This is a genomic window from Marinobacter sp. MBR-105 (genome assembly GCF_053628895.1).
This window is the reverse complement of the sequence record NZ_JBRJHG010000001.1, coordinates 419,419-436,493: the sequence shown is the minus strand read 5'-3', so window position 1 is coordinate 436,493 and position 17,075 is coordinate 419,419. Positions and strand designations below refer to the sequence as shown.

16 protein-coding genes are annotated in these 17,075 nt (G+C 56.4%); 11 read left to right on the top strand and 5 right to left on the bottom strand.

Annotation, left to right across the window (positions count from 1 at the left end; all coding sequences use genetic code 11):
• The first annotated feature begins 6 nt into the window (after positions 1 to 6).
• Together ACSSVV_RS02085 and putP are read left to right on the top strand one after the other, a co-directional pair.
• On the top strand, positions 7 to 786 hold the full coding sequence (locus ACSSVV_RS02085; protein ID WP_011785337.1) for an AraC family transcriptional regulator: 780 nt from the start codon (positions 7 to 9) through the stop codon (positions 784 to 786).
• A gap of 312 nt (positions 787 to 1,098) precedes the next feature.
• Positions 1,099 to 2,589: a sodium/proline symporter PutP gene (gene putP / locus ACSSVV_RS02080; protein ID WP_011785336.1), complete on the top strand. Its 1,491-nt coding sequence runs from the start codon at positions 1,099 to 1,101 to the stop codon at positions 2,587 to 2,589.
• A gap of 158 nt (positions 2,590 to 2,747) precedes the next feature.
• On the opposite strand, the gene acnB is transcribed toward putP, so the two are convergent.
• Positions 2,748 to 5,342: a bifunctional aconitate hydratase 2/2-methylisocitrate dehydratase gene (gene acnB, locus ACSSVV_RS02075; protein WP_454105538.1), complete on the bottom strand. Its 2,595-nt coding sequence runs from the start codon at positions 5,340 to 5,342 to the stop codon at positions 2,748 to 2,750.
• Between the two features lie 257 nt (positions 5,343 to 5,599).
• On the opposite strand from acnB, the gene miaE reads away from it, so the two are divergent.
• Positions 5,600 to 6,211, top strand: coding sequence for a tRNA isopentenyl-2-thiomethyl-A-37 hydroxylase MiaE (miaE, locus tag ACSSVV_RS02070; RefSeq protein WP_454105537.1), 612 nt, complete (start codon positions 5,600 to 5,602; stop codon positions 6,209 to 6,211).
• On the opposite strand, the gene ACSSVV_RS02065 is transcribed toward miaE, so the two are convergent.
• The gene (locus ACSSVV_RS02065) at positions 6,184 to 7,089 is read right to left on the bottom strand and encodes a LysR family transcriptional regulator (RefSeq protein WP_022991766.1); all 906 of its coding nucleotides are present in this window, start codon (positions 7,087 to 7,089) and stop codon (positions 6,184 to 6,186) included. The two genes, miaE and ACSSVV_RS02065, sit on opposite strands and share 28 nt — an antisense overlap.
• 136 nt (positions 7,090 to 7,225) lie before the next feature.
• Between ACSSVV_RS02065 and ACSSVV_RS02060 the strand changes: the two genes are divergently transcribed.
• Together ACSSVV_RS02060 and ACSSVV_RS02055 are read left to right on the top strand one after the other, a co-directional pair.
• Positions 7,226 to 7,996, top strand: coding sequence for a ferredoxin--NADP reductase (locus ACSSVV_RS02060; protein WP_011785332.1), 771 nt, complete (start codon positions 7,226 to 7,228; stop codon positions 7,994 to 7,996).
• A gap of 107 nt (positions 7,997 to 8,103) precedes the next feature.
• Positions 8,104 to 8,505 (top strand): acyl-CoA thioesterase, encoded by a 402-nt coding sequence (locus tag ACSSVV_RS02055; RefSeq protein ID WP_022991768.1) that lies wholly within the window; start codon positions 8,104 to 8,106, stop codon positions 8,503 to 8,505.
• 70 nt (positions 8,506 to 8,575) lie between these two features.
• Here ACSSVV_RS02055 and ACSSVV_RS02050 read toward each other — a convergent pair whose 3' ends face one another.
• Entirely contained in the window at positions 8,576 to 9,328 is a 753-nt protein-coding gene (locus ACSSVV_RS02050; RefSeq protein ID WP_022991769.1) for a Crp/Fnr family transcriptional regulator, read from the bottom strand.
• Positions 9,329 to 9,744: 416 nt separating this feature from the next.
• On the opposite strand from ACSSVV_RS02050, the gene ACSSVV_RS02045 reads away from it, so the two are divergent.
• From ACSSVV_RS02045 to chaB, 4 genes are all read left to right on the top strand, one after another.
• Positions 9,745 to 10,209 (top strand): response regulator, encoded by a 465-nt coding sequence (locus tag ACSSVV_RS02045; RefSeq protein ID WP_226374414.1) that lies wholly within the window; start codon positions 9,745 to 9,747, stop codon positions 10,207 to 10,209.
• A 188-nt stretch (positions 10,210 to 10,397) separates the two neighbouring features.
• Positions 10,398 to 11,231 carry a hypothetical protein gene (locus tag ACSSVV_RS02040; RefSeq protein WP_121206802.1) on the top strand — a complete coding sequence of 278 codons (834 nt, stop codon included), beginning with the start codon at positions 10,398 to 10,400 and terminating at the stop codon, positions 11,229 to 11,231.
• A 164-nt stretch (positions 11,232 to 11,395) separates the two neighbouring features.
• A complete protein-coding gene (thpD, locus tag ACSSVV_RS02035) occupies positions 11,396 to 12,253 on the top strand; it encodes an ectoine hydroxylase (RefSeq protein WP_454105486.1) in 858 nt (285 codons plus the stop codon).
• Positions 12,254 to 12,298: 45 nt separating this feature from the next.
• Positions 12,299 to 12,529, top strand: a complete 231-nt coding sequence (gene chaB / locus ACSSVV_RS02030) for a putative cation transport regulator ChaB (RefSeq protein ID WP_011785326.1) — start codon at positions 12,299 to 12,301, stop codon at positions 12,527 to 12,529.
• 32 nt (positions 12,530 to 12,561) lie between these two features.
• Here the strand turns inward: chaB and lpxH are convergent, their stop codons facing one another.
• Together lpxH and ACSSVV_RS02020 are read right to left on the bottom strand one after the other, a co-directional pair.
• Complete coding sequence (gene lpxH, locus ACSSVV_RS02025; RefSeq protein WP_454105485.1) at positions 12,562 to 13,296, bottom strand: UDP-2,3-diacylglucosamine diphosphatase; 735 nt, start codon at positions 13,294 to 13,296, stop codon at positions 12,562 to 12,564.
• Positions 13,293 to 13,793, bottom strand: a complete 501-nt coding sequence (locus ACSSVV_RS02020) for a peptidylprolyl isomerase (protein WP_011785324.1) — start codon at positions 13,791 to 13,793, stop codon at positions 13,293 to 13,295. Before ACSSVV_RS02020 ends, lpxH begins: the two co-directional genes overlap by 4 nt.
• A 161-nt stretch (positions 13,794 to 13,954) precedes the next feature.
• Here ACSSVV_RS02020 and ACSSVV_RS02015 point away from each other — a divergent pair, with 161 nt between their 5' ends.
• Positions 13,955 to 15,634 (top strand): glutamine--tRNA ligase/YqeY domain fusion protein, encoded by a 1,680-nt coding sequence (locus ACSSVV_RS02015; RefSeq protein ID WP_022991775.1) that lies wholly within the window; start codon positions 13,955 to 13,957, stop codon positions 15,632 to 15,634.
• The gene (cysS, locus tag ACSSVV_RS02010; RefSeq protein ID WP_011785322.1) at positions 15,634 to 17,025 is read left to right on the top strand and encodes a cysteine--tRNA ligase; all 1,392 of its coding nucleotides are present in this window, start codon (positions 15,634 to 15,636) and stop codon (positions 17,023 to 17,025) included. The genes ACSSVV_RS02015 and cysS overlap by 1 nt, the downstream gene beginning before the upstream one ends.
• Positions 17,026 to 17,075 lie beyond the last annotated feature (50 nt).

Genomic DNA, 17,075 nt, shown 5'->3' with positions numbered 1-17,075 from the left:
GTAGTAATGCTCAACGCGAAACTTTTGAAGCTACCCACGGCTGCCCAACAGCATCACCATGAACACCACCAGATCGTGGTCGGTGTGCGCGGGCAGGCGGAGCTGAGCATTGATGGATCCGGTGCCTGCCTCGACACCTGGAAAGCCTGTCTGGTACCTACAGAGGCGCGCCACGATTATTGTGGTGATCAGCAAAACCACGTGCTGGTCATCAATGTTGATCCCTTCTGCGCAGCACTGTCGACACCACTGCACTCGGACTACGACAAGTTGATGCGGCTGTTTGAGAAGCCGCGTACGGTACAGATGGATAACCGTATTCAGGGGTTGGTCCAGTTTGCCGCCGGTGAATTCGACCGTTCACCGGATAACCGGGCGCTGCATCAGCACCTCGCCGCCAGTATTCTTCATTGCATGGCTGAGCGCATCGTCGACCGGCCCCCCGTTTCCAGTAACAGAAACAGTCTCAATCCCGAGGACATCCGCCGCTATATCGTCGGCAATCTTCACCGCAAGATAACCGTTCAGGATCTGGCCGGTGTCGCATGCCTGAGTGTGAGCCGGTTTCATGAGATTTTCCGGCAGGTTACCGGGACAACGCCGCATCAGTTTCTGCTGCAAACCCGGCTCGATCAGGCGGTTGGACTACTCTCCTCGACTTCGCTTTCGGTTTCTGAAATCAGCTACCGCACCGGCTTTTCATCGCAAAGTGCGCTGACCAACGCGCTCAGAAAACATCGGGGCATTACACCTTCCAGGCTACAACTGAATGAACATGTGGCCTGATTCAGGCGTGGATTCGTAGGTTTTGACGTCAGTCCCGTAGGATTCTGCAAAATAATCGTAGGATTTTGTAAGCCTCGAATCCGTAGTAATACTAATTTATATCGCCCGAGGACCGAGGCTCCGGAGCTGAGCTGGCTGGTCGCAAAGATCTGGCGATCAGCTATATTCAATGAGGAATCCCGGCAAGTTGATTCTTGCTACAGGTCTGACGAATCCGAGACATACAAAAAAACGGCACACAGTGCCGATCTTTGATCTGGTGTTGTGCCAATCGAGCGGATCTTATCCGACTCATAAAACCGGAGGAGCCATATGGCTATTGGAGTTTGGATCAGTCTATTTGCGTATTTCGCCCTGATGATCGTAATTGGCCTCTGGGCCATGCGCACATCATCAGCCACTGCTGAGGATTACATGCTGGGGGGCCGTGCCCTCAGTCCTAAAGTTGCGGCGTTGTCAGCCGGCGCATCAGATATGAGTGGGTGGTTGCTGCTGGGTTTGCCCGGCGCCCTCTATGTTACCGGTCTGGCCTCGGCCTGGATTGGTATCGGTCTGTTTGTTGGTGCTTTCATTAACTGGGTTGTGGTTGCACCCCGGCTGCGGGAGCAGACCGTGCATTATGGCAATGCACTCACCATCCCGGCGTTTCTGGCCAACCGTTTCCCAACCAAGGCTCTGCCGCTGCGCACAGTATCCGCCATCGTTATCGTGCTGTTCTTCGCGGTTTATACCGCCTCTGGCCTGGTTGCCGGCGGCAAGCTGTTTGAAAGCGCCTTCGCTGGTATCTTTAACTTCGGTGGCATGAGCGACTACGCCGCCGGTATTGTGATCACCCTGGGTGTGGTGCTGGCGTACACCGTGGTCGGCGGCTTCCTCGCGGTGAGCATGACGGACTTCGTGCAGGGCTGCATCATGATGCTCGCTCTGGTCATCATGCCTGCAGTAGTGCTGTTCGGCGAAGGCGGTGGTGGTTTCGCCCAGGCTTCCGAGACCCTGAACAGTGTGGATCCAACGCTCCTGTCGTGGACGGAAGGGCTCACGGTGATTGGCTGGTTGTCGGCAGTTACCTGGGGGCTCGGCTATTTCGGCCAGCCGCACATCATCGTACGTTTCATGGCTATCCGTACCGTGGGTGAGGTAGGGACTGCCCGTAATATCGGTATGTCCTGGATGGGCATCTCCCTGATTGGCGCGATCGCGCTGGGTGTGTTTGGCCGTGCCTACGCTGTACGTAATGGCCTGGACGTTGCTGATCCGGAAACCATTTTCATTGTTCTGTCAGATCTGCTGTTCCACCCGCTGATTACCGGTTTCCTGTACGCCGCGCTGCTGGCGGCAGTCATGAGTACCATCTCCAGTCAGTTGCTGGTTTCCTCCGCCTCGCTGACCGAAGACTTCTACCGTCTGTTCCTGCGCAAGGAAGCCACGGATAAAGAGTGTGTCAATGTTGGCCGGGCCTGTGTTGTGGCGGTTGGCCTGGTGGCAGCCTTTATCGCGTCTGATCCGGATTCCCAGGTTCTGGGACTGGTCAGTAACGCCTGGGCGGGCTTCGGTGCTGCCTTTGGTCCGCTGATCATTCTGGCTCTGACCTGGCCGCGTACCAACGGTGCAGGCGCACTGGCTGGCCTGATTGTGGGTGCAGCCACCGTGATGATCTGGATCTCTCTGGGCTGGAACGGTGAGTTCATGGGTGGCCCCGGTGTGTACGAGATTATTCCGGGCTTCATTGCAGCGTTTGTCGCTATCGTTGTGGTGACTCTAGCCACTTCTGATGCCGGTGAGTACCAGCACATCGAACGGTGATAATTCACCTGCACTGAATAAGGGGCTCCTTCGGGAGCCCTTTTTTTGTCCTTGAATAATGGAGTGTCGCTGGTCATGGGTTTGTGTGTCAGGACCAAAAAAAACGCCAGCCCGAAGGCTGGCGTTTTCAGATCAGAGGTAGGCTACCTCAGAAGATCTCAGGCTACGGAAGCCTCAGACGCCTTCTGAGTGTACTCTTCCATCTGGTCGAAGTTGAGATACTTGTAGATCTCTTTGGACATGCTGTTCAGGTCCTTGGCGTACTCCATGTACTCCGCCGGAGTCGGGAGTTTGCCCAGTACCGCGCCCACAGCTGCCAGTTCCGCGGAGGTCAGGTACACGTTGGCACCATCACCCAGACGGTTCGGGAAGTTACGGGTAGAGGTAGACAGAACCGTTGACTTCGGTGCTACACGTGCCTGGTTACCCATGCACAGGGAGCAGCCCGGCATCTCGGTGCGAACACCGGCGGTGCCGTAGGTGTTGAAGTAGCCTTCTTCCATCAGCTGCTGCTGATCCATCTTGGTGGGCGGAGACATCCACAGACGGGTGCTCAGGGCGCCCTTGTGTTGCTCCAGCAGCTTACCAGCGGCACGGAAGTGACCAATGTTAGTCATGCAGGAACCGATGAACACTTCGTCTACCTTGTCACCAGCCACTTCTGACAGGAACTTGGCATCGTCCGGATCGTTCGGGCAGCACACGATCGGCTCTTTGATGTCAGCCAGATCGATTTCGATCACGTGGGCGTATTCCGCGTCTTTATCAGCACGCATCAGCTTCGGATCTTTCAGCCACTCTTCCATCTGCTGGGCGCGACGCTCCAGGGTGCGCGGATCGCCGTAACCTTCAGCAATCATCCAGCGCAGCATTACGATGTTCGAGCGCAGGTACTCAGCCACGGAGTCTTCCGACAGGTTGATTGTACAACCGGCAGCGGAACGCTCGGCAGAGGCGTCAGACAGTTCGAACGCCTGCTCGACAGTCAGGTGCTCCAGACCTTCGATCTCCAGGATACGGCCGGAGAATTCGTTGATCTTGCCTTTCTTCTCAACAGTCAGCATGCCCTGCTTGATGCCGTACAGCGGGATGGCGTGTACCAGGTCACGCAGGGTGATGCCCGGCTGCATTTCGCCTTTGAAGCGAACCAGAACGGATTCCGGCATATCCAGCGGCATAACGCCGGTAGCAGCGGCAAAGGCCACCAGGCCAGAACCGGCCGGGAAGGAGATGCCCATCGGGAAACGGGTGTGGGAGTCACCACCGGTACCTACGGTGTCTGGCAGCAGCATGCGGTTCAGCCAGGAGTGGATGATGCCGTCGCCCGGACGCAGGGAAACACCGCCACGGGTGCGGATGAAGTCCGGCAGAGTGTGCTGCATTTCAACGTCAACCGGCTTCGGATAAGCGGCGGTGTGACAGAAGGACTGCATGACCAGGTCTGCCTGGAAGCCCAGACACGCCAGGTCTTTCAGCTCGTCACGGGTCATCGGGCCAGTGGTGTCCTGGGAGCCTACGGTGGTCATGTGCGGCTCACAGTAGGTGTTCGGGCGAACGCCTTTGCCTTCCGGCAGACCACAGGCCTTGCCAACCATCTTCTGGGCCAGGGTGAAGCCCTTGTCGCCAGCTTCAGGATCTTTCGGCAGACGGAAGATGTCAGTAGCGCCCATGCCCAGAGCCTGGCGGGCCTTGTTGGTCAGACCACGACCGATGATCAGCGGAATACGGCCGCCGGCCTGAACTTCGTCCAGGATCACATCAGACTTGAACTTGAACTCAGAGATGGTCTCGCCGGCTTCGTTCAGGATCTTGCCTTCGTACGGGCGGATTTCGATGACGTCGCCCATGTTCATGTTGTCGACCGGGGCTTCGAATACCAGGGCGCCGGCGTCTTCCATGGTGTTGAAGAAGATCGGGGCAACCTTGTTACCGATACAGACACCGCCGGCACGCTTGTTCGGCACGCCCGGGATGTCTTCACCGAAGAACCACAGAACAGAGTTAGTGGCAGACTTACGGGAAGAACCGGTACCCACTACGTCACCAACGAAGGCAACGGGCAGGCCCTTGGCCTTGATTTCGTCGATCTGGCTCATCGGGCCGGTTACGCCGGGCTCTTCCGGCTTCAGGCCATCACGTTCCATTTTATAGGCAGCGCGGGCGTGCAGCGGGATGTCCGGGCGGGACCAGGCATCCGGAGCCGGAGACAGGTCGTCAGTGTTGGTTTCGCCGGTAACCTTGAACACCACCATCTTGGTGCTCTCGGGAACCTTCTTCTTGTTGGTGAACCACTCGGCGTTGGCCCAGGACTCAACCACAGACTTGGCAACGGCGTTGCCTGCGTCCATCTTTTCCTTCACGTCGTTGAAGGCGTCGAACATCAGCAAGGTTTTCTTCAGCTGCTCACCGGCCAGTTCGGCCAGTTCGCTGTCGTCCAGCAGCTCAACCAGGGTCTCGATGTTGTAACCGCCCTGCATCATGCCCAGCAGCTTCACAGCGTATTCTTTGCTGACCAGCGGGGAAGACGCTTCACCCTTGGCGATGGCAGACAGGAAAGCAGCCTTAACGTAGGCTGCTTCGTCTACACCCGGCGGAATGCGGTTTTCCAGCAGGTAAACCAGGGTTTCTTCTTCACCGGCCGGCGGGTTCTTCAGCAGGTCAACCAGGGCAGCGGTCTGCTCGGCGTTCAGGGGCTTGGGGGGAATACCCAGGGCTTCACGTTCGGCAACGTGTTCACGATAGGCTTCTAACACGATATGGACCCTCATCAGTTGGAATGTTCCGCGCTGTGGGCGTGGTGCCCGGCGGGAGTTTTTTGGCGAAAAGGCCGCAGGAGCCTCTGAATAACGCCTCAAATCACTGATGGGGTTTCAGGATTTATTCAGAGACTCCTTGATCTGGCGCTGCATTCTATAGGAAACCCCTTATAAAGTTAAGTTGGACAGAGGTCGGAGGAATCTGTTAAGTGCGCTATACTCCTGCCTCCCGAATTTTCAGCCTGAACCGCGATATGAACGACGCCCTGCAAGAAATTCACGATTTCCTTCCGTGCCGAACCCCGCAAACCTGGATTGACAGCGCCCTGGCGAACCAGGACCTGCTGCTGATCGACCATGCGCATTGTGAAAAAAAGGCCGCGTCCACCGCGCTGAGTCTGATGTACCGTTACGTGGACAACACCGAGTTGCTCAACAAGATGTCTCGTCTGGCCCGTGAGGAACTGAGGCACTTCGAGCAGGTACTGGCGATCATGAAAAAGCGGGGGGTTACCTATACCCATCTGTCACCGGCACGGTATGCCGCCGGCCTGCGGGAAGCGGTACGAACAGAAGATCCCGGGCGGCTGGTCGATGTCTTGATCGTCGGTGCCATTATTGAGGCCAGATCCTGTGAGCGTTTTGCGGCACTGGCTCCCTCGCTGGATGAAAAGCTGGCTGAGTTCTACAACAGCCTGCTTAAATCCGAGGCACGTCATTACCAAGATTACCTGACGCTGGCCGAGCAGGCCAATGGTGGCCCGGTGGATGACCGCGTCGCGGAGTTTCTGGCTATCGAGCAGAAGCTGATCGAATCTCCGGATTCCGAGTTCCGCTTTCACAGCGGCCCGGTTCTGGCAGGTTGAAGCTCCTGGCAAAGTGACATCCAGCGGGCGATTCCGGCGCTGCGGTATTTCTGTTTGTGCAGAATGAAGTAGAACTGACGGTCGAATTTCCGATAGTCGGGGACGCTCAGGGGGGCCAGGCTACCGCGTTTGAAAGCGTCGGCCAGGACTACTTTGGACAGACATCCGATGCCCAGATCCGCCTCTACGGCCCGTTTGATGGCCTCGGTATGTTCCAGTTCCAGCAGGATGTTGAGGTCTGGCAACAGGCCGTGCATCCCCCGTTCGAAGCTCTGCCGCGTGCCAGATCCCGGTTCCCTCATAATCCAGACCGCCTGACGAAGGTCCTCGTCGGTCAGAGCCTGTTTTCGGGCCAGGGGGTGTGACGGAGAGCAGAATACCGTCAGTTCGTCTTCCCGCCAGGGAATTACCTCCAGCTCCGGGGACTGTAGCTCGCCTTCAATCAGACCGATATCCAATTCGAAGTCCCGGACTCGGCGGGCTATGGAGCTGGTGTTGGCCACCTCCAGTGAAACTTTCGGGCGGGTAGGGGTATTCATGTATTTGGCCATCACGCCCACGGCCAGATAGTTCCCTATAGTCAGAGTCGCACCGACTTTCAGGGCGCCGACTTCTGAATGTTTACTGAAGGCCTGTTCCAGTTCCGTGGCCTGCGCCAGCAGGGACTCTGCCTTGGGCCGGTAGAGGCGGCCAAGCTCGTTCAATTGCAGCCGTTTGCCCACGCGGTCAAAGAGCTGGATATCGAACTGATTCTCCAGTTCTTTCAGGGCGCTGCTTGCGGCGGACTGGGACATAGCCAGCGATTCGGCAGCCCGGGTGATGTTCTGGAAATGGGCGGCGGCCAGGAAAACTTCGAGCTGACGAAAGCTGTATTTCATGAGGTGTCTTCCGGTGGAAATTGTTTATCGGAAAAATCGAATAGCCTTATGAAAACAGCCCGTTTTGTCGATTTCAAGCAAAAGGTTAAACTATTCTCAATTCCTGATGGACTGACGTTAATAGGCGAGGGCTCCCATGAGCAACCTGATGAAAGAAACCGTAACCAGTGTGCACCACTGGAACGATACGCTGTTCAGCTTCAAGACCAGTCGGGATCCCGGCTTCCGCTTCAAGAACGGTCATTTTGTGATGATTGGTCTGGAGACGGATGGTAAACCGTTGATGCGCGCCTACAGTATCGCCAGTGCGAACTATGAAGAAGAGCTGGAGTTTTTCTCTATCAAAGTTCCTGATGGCCCGCTGACCTCGCGCCTGCAACAGATCAAAGTGGGTGACGAGATTCTGGTCAGCCGCAAGCCGACGGGTACACTGGTACTGGACAATCTTCTGCCGGGCCGAAATCTCTGGCTAATCAGCACCGGCACCGGGTTGGCACCGTTCATGAGCATCATCAAGGATCCGGAAGTTTACGAAGCCTATGACAAGGTGATTCTCACCCACGGTGTGCGCTACATCTCCGAGCTGGCGTACCAGCAAGAGATTGAAGAACTGCCGGAGAACGAATTCTTTGGTGAGATGGTCAGTGGCAAGCTGGTGTATTACCCGACCGTGACCCGGGAGCCCTTCCGCAACCAGGGTCGTCTGACGGATGCCATGGAAACCGGCAAGATCACACGGGATCTGGGGTTGCCGGATTTCGACGTGGAGCAGGACCGCTTCATGATCTGTGGCAGCCCGAGCATGCTGAAGGACACCTGTGCCATTCTCGATAACATGGGCTTCCGCGAAGCCCGTGGTGGCGACATGGGCCACTATGTGATTGAGCGGGCTTTTGTGGAGCAGTAACTGCGACCAAAGTACTAGCGGAAAATCCTGTGGTTAACGCCACAGGATTTTTTTCGCGAGAGAATTTGTGTGTATAGTTTGCGCTCTTTCACAGCAGGACTATGCCCATGTTTACCCTCGACATTCAGCCTCGCTTCAGTGATACCGATGCGCTTGGCCATATCAGCAATACCTCCCTGCCGGTCTGGTTCGAACAGGGACGTACTCCGATATTTCGGATTTTCCACCCGTCGCTGGACGTAAAAACCTGGCCGCTGATCATTGCTCGGCTGGAGATCGACCTGTTGGCCCAGAGTTACTGGCACATGCCCGTTGAGATCAGAACCGGCGTGGGCAACATTGGTAACAGCTCGTTCCAGGTGGTTCAGGAGGCCTGGCAGAATGGCAAGCAGATCGCCCGTGGTGTCGCGACACTGATTCACTTCGATTACGAAATTGAAAAGTCTGTTCCCATCTCTGACGCCATCAAGGCAGAATTAGCCGAACACAAGGTCAAGGATACCGCGTAACTTCGTCGTGGATGGAAGGCAGCGATCTCAAGGGTCTCTTGCCTGGTGATGGTGCTTGCACGGTCCTGGTCTATAACTGCCTGAATTGCCCAGCCTCGCCCATGGCAGCCTGGATATCTTCCTCGAGATAGGTCGGGTCGAACCTTGCAATTTCCTTGAGACGCTTCAGATCTTGTAGCTGAACCCCAGAGCTGGGCGAGCTAACCAATCCCTCGTCCTTGAGCTCCTGAAACACCCTGTTTACGTGGACGGCACTAAGGCCAAGAGCGTCGGCAATCAGTGACTGCGTGAGGGGAAGGTGTAGTGGCTGGTTTGGCTGGGTAACGGTCCTGTCCACACGATAGACGGTTTCAACCAGGAAATGAGCAACCTTTTCCCGCGCGGACCGGCGTCCCAGGTTAACCAGGCGCTCAATCAGGATGGCCTGATCTCGTGATCCGATCGTGAAAAAAATGTTGCAAAGCAACAAGGATTCCGCGAAGACTTCTGTCAGACGAGACCGGGGAAAGGCACACAGCACTCCGTCCGTGAGCATCCTCAAGCCGGATACACGACTCCGGAACGCATAGTCCCTCAAACCGATCACATTACCCGGCACGTAGACGTCCAGCACCTGACGGGTGCCGTCCTCCAGGTCTCTGAAGGAGTAAGCCCAGCCTTGCTTCAGCGAGTAGAAATCTCCGGGTGTATCCCCCTGGCACCACACATAGCTGTTCTTGCCGTAGTCTTTGGGATTTTTCTCGAGGGATGCCAGCAGCTCTGCCTCAGAACGGGAGATAGGGGCGTAGCTCTCGAAGTGTTTGATAATGCAGCCGGTTTCCATGTGATTTGCTTCCCTTCGTGCCGCCTATTGAAAAACTATTGATAGCAAAGGTATGAAGTTGGGGCAAGGCTCGGTAGGAGGCTGGCGCATCGCGGTAATCGTCTCGGTTTAACCTATGTTAACGACGCTTAAATGATGGGTTGTTAGGTTGGAGTTACATTTCGAGTGAATTTAAGGAAACTAGAATCAGATTCCCATTCAGAGATCAGAGCGCATCGGGTGCGCTGGTGCGGCGGCCTTGCTCTGCCTCACTAATCACGATTGCCGGAGTAGCAGCGTTGATTGCCCTGGAGTGGACGCTGTTTTCGAACTTCAAAATACGGTTTATTAATTATTGGCTCCCATACCATGCTCCCCTGACGAGTCTTCTGGCGCTGGCACTGATGTTTCTGGCTCTGAGGAGTTGGGTCAGGTTGATGCTTGGTGGGGAGCGCATTTCGACCATTCTGGAAGAGAACCCGGCACCGCGTTCGCCGTCCAGACCGGAGCCCCTGGCGAGTCGACTGGGGTTTTCACTGCCTGTCCGAGTGCTTGTAGTGGATGACGATGCGGGGGTACGGATGGTGATGTGCAAGAAGCTCTCCAACCTGGGCGTTCAGGTGACCGGCGTCTGTGATGGTGTGGAGGCACTCCTGGCCGTTGCGGATGATCGCTGGGACCTGGTCTTGATGGACGGCGAAATGCCTTTTATGGATGGAATCGAAGCCATCAGGGCCATTCGCCATCAGAATCTCCTCCCGGTATACACACCAATAGTGACCATCTCTGCGAACCGCAGCCAGGACTATCGTCAGGCCTGTGTTGATGCCGGAACAACGGCCTGTCGGGCCAAGCCTCGAGATACCCGGGATCTGGAAGCACTGATGGATGAGTTCTTGTGAAGCTTTTGGGTGGCAAGGGATTTGCGGGGATGCCAGTGAGTGGTGTATATCCGGTGAGGGCGGGTTCAAAGTTACAACTGACTGAAAAGGTCTGAGCAATCCGGTGGCGTATATGCGGCGATCGTTCAGCCTGCTCTTTCACTCTGATTCACCGATAGGTACTGGTTTTGTTGCTGAGAGAGAGTAGCGTGCACAAGTGGCTTGTGGTCGGCCTTATAGTGGCCATTCTCACCGTGGTGTTGGCGGATCAGTTGACTCGGAAGCCGGCCGTGCCAGCGCTTGCGCTCTCCGAGCGGCAACTGGAATGGGTTGGTCAGCAGATATTTCGTAATGAGTGTGCCGGGCGCTATGACTGCCTGGTGCACTGGAATCAGGGAGAGGCCTTTCCATCGCTGGGCATCGGGCATTTTATCTGGTACCCCGAGGGCGTGAACGAGCGTTTTGTGGAGAGTTTCCCTGATCTGATTCGCTTCATGAAAGCCCGCGCAGTGGCGATGCCTGACTGGTTAACGGAAGATCCGGTACCGGATGCCCCATGGCCGGACCAGAACGCGTTTATTGAAGCCGCAGGCAGTCAACGACTGGCGGAACTGCGTGCCTTTCTGGACCGAACCAAAGCCGTTCAGGTGGCCTTCATTTTCAAGCGAGCAGAGCAATCTCTGCACCGGGTTATAGAAGCCGTGCCGGATGATCAGCGGGACACGGTGACAGCACACATTACTGAACTTTCAAAGAGACCTGGCGGCGTCTATGCCCTGATGGATTATGTGAATTTCAAAGGTGAGGGTTTATCGTCACAAGAGGTCTACAGGGGGCAAGGGTGGGGGCTGCGTCAGGTGCTGCTGGAAATGGAACCCGGCAAGGCCGATACGGCCTTGGAGCGCTTTCGCGAAGCGGCCGGCCGGGTGCTTACCCGGCGGGCCGAGAACGCAGAGATGCCCATTGAGCGAGAGCGGTGGCTTCCAGGCTGGCTGAAACGCCTTGAAAGCTATCGGGAACCTACCGAAAGCGATGCGTTATAGCCTTACTTTTCAGTAACTTCTAGCGGTTTCCCTTTATAACCTATGTTGTAGTTGGGGCATGTTGCGATTGTTACGTTGAAACCTCATTTTCAGAGTAATGAGGTTTCATCACCATGTTACAACGAGCTGACTTTTACCGAAGCAGAGAGGAAAACGCAGGAAACATGTTTCCCCGGCACGAGCCGATCGTTCACAGCGCGGGGGCGCAGCGCGAGCAAGGGCCACTGGCCCAGCAACAGCTGGCACAATTTGAGCGGGATGGGTTCTTGTGGCTCGAGAACTTCTTTACCCCGGAGATGGTGGCGGGTTTTTTCGATGAGCTGCGAGACATGGCTCAGGACAAGGCCTTCTGTGAGCGGGATGAAGTGATCATGGATGCAAATCGCGAGAAAATCCGGTCGGTGTTTGCGATGCATGAGACTTCCGAGGCGTTTCATCGGTTGACTCGTGATCCTGAATTGCTGGGTATAGCGCAGCAGTTGCTGGGCGGAGACATCTACATCCACCAGTCCCGGATTAACAGCAAGGCGGGATTTTGCGGCAATGGCTTTGAATGGCGCTCGGATTTTGAAACCTGGCACACGGAAGACGGGATGCCCGCCATGCGGGCCGTGAGCGCGTCGATCATGCTGACGGATAATAATGCTTTCAACGGCCCGTTGATGCTGATTCCCGGTTCGCATGAGTATTTTGTGCCCTGTGCCGGTGCCACGCCTGAGAACAACTGGACACAGTCACTGCAGAAGCAGACAGCAGGGGTGCCGTCCCGTGATGCTGTAGGTCAGCTGGCAAATCGACATGGTATTGAGGCGCCCACCGGTCCGGCAGGGTCTCTGCTATTGTTTGAGTGCAATACCCTGCATGCCTCTAACCGGAACATGTCGCCCTGGCCTCGAGCCAATCTGTTCTTTGTTTACAACAGCGTGGACAACTGCCTTGTGGAGCCATTCTGCGGAAGTAAACGGCGTCCTGAGTATCTGGCGGCTCGTGCCAATACCCGGCCATTAAAGCCCTGGCGGTAACGCTGCTAACTATGGGGATCATCTCTTGGCAAAAGGAGGTAAACGATGCCTTATGATCGCAAATCCGATCTGCCAGACGGGGTTCGAAACAATCTGCCTGCGCACGCCCAGGAGATTTATCGCAAAGCGTTCAATTCGGCTTGGGAAGAGTACCGCAACCCTGAAGACCGCCGTGGCGACGCCGATCGTGAAGAAACCGCCCATCGCGTCGCGTGGGCGGCGGTAAAACAGGAATACCACAAAGCCGACGGTAAGTGGGTGAAAGACCACTCTTGATTTCTGGCAGCAGTACCGCTGCCGTCCAGTACCTAGAAGTCAGCGAGTGGCTGGTGCCTCAGGGCAACGGGCTGGTTCTTGCTGGCTTCAAGCCACCAGACATTCTCGTCCCAGTCCCCCAGCACAATCCTGCGGGCAGGCCTGCCATTGGCTTCCAGTTCATGAATGGCGGGGCGATGGGTATGGCCGTGAATCATCAGTTGGACGTCATGGGCTTCCAGTTCTTTCACGACTTCCTCGGGGGTCACATCCATGATGGTCTCAGCCTTGCCCTGATTCTTCGCCATGGAGATTTCCCGCAGTTGCCGTGCCATCAGCTGACGGTCTTTGAGTGGGCGGGCGAGCAGCATTTTCACGGTTTGCGGGTTACGCATGTTGGCCCGGAACTTCTGATATTCCACATCGGCCGTGCACAGGCTGTCACCGTGCATCAGTAGGGCTGGTGTGCCATACAGATCCACTACCGTTGGATCATCCAGCAGAGTGGCGCCGGCGCGCGCGCAGAAGTCTTCGCCAATGAGGAAGTCCCGGTTGCCGTGCATCAGGTAAATGTCGGTGCCTGTGTCCCGCACCTCCCGCAAGGCCGCCGCCACCTGTTCCTGCAGCGGTGTGCGCTCGTCATCTCCAATCCAGGCTTCAAAAAAGTCGCCGAGAATGTAAAGACGCTCAACGCCCAGAGCCTTGTCTTTGAGGAAGGACAGAAACGCGCCCGTAATATCCGGGCGCGATTCTTCCAGGTGCAGATCCGAGATAAACAGCGTGGTCACGCGTCCTCCAGAACCTCGGCTTTTTCGATCACTACGTCCTCAAACGGGACGTCCTGGTGGCCGGCGCGCATGGTGGTGCGAACGGCGCGGATCTTGTTGACGGTATCCATGCCCTCGGCCACCTTGCCGAATACGCAGTAGCCCCAGCCCTCTGCGTTCTTGGCGGTGTGGTCCAGAAAACCGTTGTTCTCAACGTTGATGAAGAACTGGGCGGTGGCGGAGTGGGGGTCCATGGTGCGGGCCATGGCAATGGTACCGACCATGTTGCTCAGGCCGTTGTCAGCCTCGTTCTGGATAGGTTCGCGGGTTTTGCGCGGCGTCATGCCAGGCTCAAAGCCGCCGCCCTGAATCATGAAGTTGCTGATAACGCGGTGAAAAATCAGGCCATCGTAGAAGCCGTCGCGAACGTACTGTTCGAAGTTTTTGGCGGTTTCCGGGGCTTTTTCGTAGTCCAGTTCCAGTTTGATATCACCGAAGTTTGTCTGCAGCAGAATCATCAGGGTTTCCTGTATTTTGGGATCGGAATGTTGAAAGTGGCTATTGTACTCAAGAGTTTCGTCCGGTGCATGAGTCCGGCATGGATTTGTGAGTATAATAGGCGGTTTAAACGGAGCATCCGGACAGCTCCCATGATTCATTCCCTGTTAACAGAGATTGTATGAGCGCCGAGTCGAAGAAAGCCCACAACTTTATCCAGAGCCTTATTGAAGACGCCATTGCCAAAGGGGAGCACACCGGCAAGGTGGTCACCCGTTTTCCCCCGGAGCCCAATGGCTATCTGCACATTGGCCATGCCAAATCCATCTGTTTGAACTTTGGCATTGCCGAAACCTTTAACGGTGAGTGCAACCTGCGCTTTGACGACACCAACCCGGAAAAGGAAAACCAGGAGTATATCGACGCTATCAAGCAGGACGTGGAGTGGCTGGGCTATGAGTGGGCCGGCGAGGTGTGTTACGCGTCGGATTACTTTGATCAGCTCTATGCCTTTGCCGAAGAGCTTATTCAGAACGATAAGGCTTATGTCTGTGCTCTTAACGCTGAACAGATGGCCGAGTACCGGGGTTCCCTGAAAGAGCCCGGCAAGAACAGTCCATACCGGGATCGCCCGGTAGAGGAAAGCCTGCAGCTGTTCCGGGACATGCGCGACGGCAAGTTCCAGAACGGTGAGCTGGTGTTGCGGGCCAAGATTGATATGGCATCCCCGAATATCAACCTGCGGGACCCGATTCTGTACCGGATTCGCTACGCGGATCATCACCAGACCGGCAGCAAGTGGTGCATCTATCCGATGTATGACTTTACCCATCCGATCTCCGATGCTCTGGAAGGGATTACCCATTCCCTGTGTACCCTGGAATTCGAGGATCACCGGCCGCTTTACGACTGGGTGCTGGACAATATCACCATCCCCTGTCATCCGCGCCAGATCGAATTTGCCCGGCTGAATCTGAACTACACCATTACCAGCAAGCGCAAACTGAAGCGGCTGGTGGATGAAAACGTGGTGGACGGCTGGAACGATCCCCGGATGCCGACGATTTCCGGCATGCGCCGTCGTGGTTACACACCGGAGTCCATTCGCAACTTCTGCGACATGATCGGCGTGAACAAGGCCGGTGGCACCGTGGATGTCGGTATGCTGGAGCACGCTATCCGAGAAGATCTGAATAACCGTGCGCCCCGCGCCATGTGCGTGATGCGTCCGCTCAAGGTCACCCTGACCAACTATCCGGCTGACCAGACGGAAACCCTCACTCTGCCAGTGCATCCGCAGAATCCGGATATGGGCGAGCGGGAAGTGACCTGGAGTCAGACCCTGTTTATTGACCGGGAAGATTTCGAGGTAGAGCCGCCGCGTAAGTGGAAGCGGCTGGCCCCGGACCAGGCGGTGCGGCTGCGCGGTGGTTACGTGATGACCTGCAAAGCGGTTGTGCGTGACGGCAGCGGCGAGATTGTCGAGCTCAAGTGCGAATACGATCCGAATACCCTGGGCGTGAACCCGGAGGGCTACAAACCCAATGGCGTGATTCACTGGGTGTCGGCCAGCGACAGCGTGGAGACGGATATCAATCTTTACGACCGCCTGTTCAACCACGAATCTCCGGACAGCGACAAGGAAGGCGATTTTCTGGATCATCTGAACCCGGAATCTCTGGTCGTTCTCAAAGGTGCCCGCGTTGAGAAAAGTCTGGCTCAGCCCCGTACCGATCTGCCGTACCAGTTCGAGCGCGAGGGATACTTTTTCTGCGACCAGGAACTGACTGAAAAGTCTGGCAAGCCGGTGTTCAATCGTACCGTAACGCTGCGGGATTCCTGGGGTAAGGGAGGCAAGTAATGCGTATCTACAATACGCTGACACAGCAAAAGGAAGCGTTCAAAACCCTGGAGCCTGGCAAGGTTCGTATGTACGTGTGCGGCATGACTGTCTACGACTATTGCCATCTGGGGCATGCTCGGGTGCTGGTGGCGTTTGACGTGGTGACTCGGTATCTGCGGCATCGCGGGTACGACGTACACTACGTGCGCAACATTACCGATATCGACGACAAGATCCTGCGCCGGGCTGATGAAAACGGTGAGGTGTATACCGACCTGACCGACCGGATGATCCGGGCCATGCACGAGGATGAGGCAAAGCTCGGCGTGCTGTCACCCAATGAGGAGCCCCGGGCGACTGCCTTTATCGACGACATCATTGCCATGATCCAGAAGCTGATCGCTGGCGGCCACGCATATGCTGCCGATAATGGCGACGTGTACTTTGCTGTGGAGTCATTCCCGGATTACGGCAAACTGAGCAAGAAAAAGCTGGAAGATCTGGTGGCCGGTGCTCGAGTGGATGTCCAGGAGGCCAAGCGCAGCCCCGCGGACTTTGCGCTCTGGAAGGCCGCCAAACCGGGCGAGGTGAGCTGGCAGTCGCCGTGGGGCGAAGGTCGCCCCGGGTGGCATATTGAGTGCTCCGCCATGTCTACCAAGTGCCTGGGTGACACCTTTGATATTCACGGTGGCGGGCCGGATCTGCTGTTCCCGCACCATGAAAACGAAATCGCCCAGTCGGAATGTGCCACCGGCCACACCTTTGTGCACACCTGGATGCACGCCGGCGCCATTCGAGTGAACAAGGAAAAGATGTCCAAGTCGCTGGGCAACTTTTTTACCATTCGCGAGATTCTGGAAAAGTACCCGGCGGAAGTGGTTCGCTATTTCCTGGTGTCCAGCCACTACCGGAGCCAGGTGGACTATTCCGAGGATAACCTGGCGGAGGCCGGGCGAACCTTGACCAAGCTCTATCATGCCCTGCGGGGTATCGTGCCGGCGAAAGAAGCGGATGTAGCGGAAACGGACCACGACCGTCGTTTTGCCGAGGTAATGGATGATGATTTCAATACTGCTGGCGCCATTGCCGTGCTGCATGCAGTGGCGAATGACATCAATCATTACCGCCGGGAAGGTGATGAAGAAGCCGCCAAGCGCAGCGCGGCCGTTCTGGTGCGGCTGGGTGCTGTGCTCGGTCTGCTGCAGCAGAACCCGGAAGCCTTCTTCCAGGCGGATACCGGCAGTGAGCTGACCGCCGAGGACATCGAGGCCATGATTCAGGCCCGTGCCGATGCCCGTAAAGCCAAAGACTTTGCGGAGGCCGATCGCATTCGCGATGATCTGCTGGAGAAGGGCATTATCCTGGATGACAGCCGTGAAGGAACCACCTGGCGCCGGAGCCAGGACTGAGTTGATTCGCGCAATGTCGCATTGTGCCGGTGGGAATGACCTTGTAGGGA